The organism is Pseudomonas sp. FSL R10-2189, assembly GCF_009600325.1.
Lineage (GTDB): Bacteria > Pseudomonadota > Gammaproteobacteria > Pseudomonadales > Pseudomonadaceae > Aquipseudomonas > Aquipseudomonas helleri.
In genome coordinates this window covers 1-504 of record NZ_WIVZ01000121.1, presented here as the reverse complement: position 1 = coordinate 504, position 504 = coordinate 1, and the positions used below count along the sequence as shown (strand labels likewise).

Genomic DNA, 504 nt, shown 5'->3' with positions numbered 1-504 from the left:
GGTACTCAGGTGGTTGTATTGGGTAGACATGGCAACACCTTACATGAGGTGTTGCACTTGCTCCTTGAGACCGCCCATCCGATTCACTGATCACCCTCATCGGTATTTTGCAGTTTTTAAACTGCCTTTCATGTACTTCTACATCCTGAGCCCTGGCTGGCCCTACGAGGAAACAAGCCCGGCGACGAAACTTGAGGTCGGCGAGCTTGATGTCGGCAAGATTCAAGATGTACCGGGCATTTTGAAGCTCTACATCAAGAGGGGATATGAGGAGTTTTTGAAATCAAAAGCTGCGATGGACGAGGTTAACCAAGAGCAAATTCGACGGGAAGTCGAAAAGAGTGGAGGAAAAATTACTGGGTCGGATAAATCACTGCGCCGATCTGGTCAATAGCATACGGATCCGGAGAGGAAGCTGATCAGGGTTCTAGGCTCTGTACGTAAAGTATTGTCGCAAGCACCGCATAGCGCAGGCCAATGAGACCATCGCCGCAAAACTTGTTG

Annotated in this window: 1 protein-coding gene; it reads left to right on the top strand. The window is 49.4% G+C overall.

Going from position 1 to position 504, the window contains the following annotated elements; all coding sequences use genetic code 11:
- Positions 1-130: 130 nt before the first annotated feature.
- Complete coding sequence (locus GHO32_RS26195) at positions 131-394, top strand: hypothetical protein (protein ID WP_153443124.1); 264 nt, start codon at positions 131-133, stop codon at positions 392-394.
- Positions 395-504: the final 110 nt, after the last annotated feature.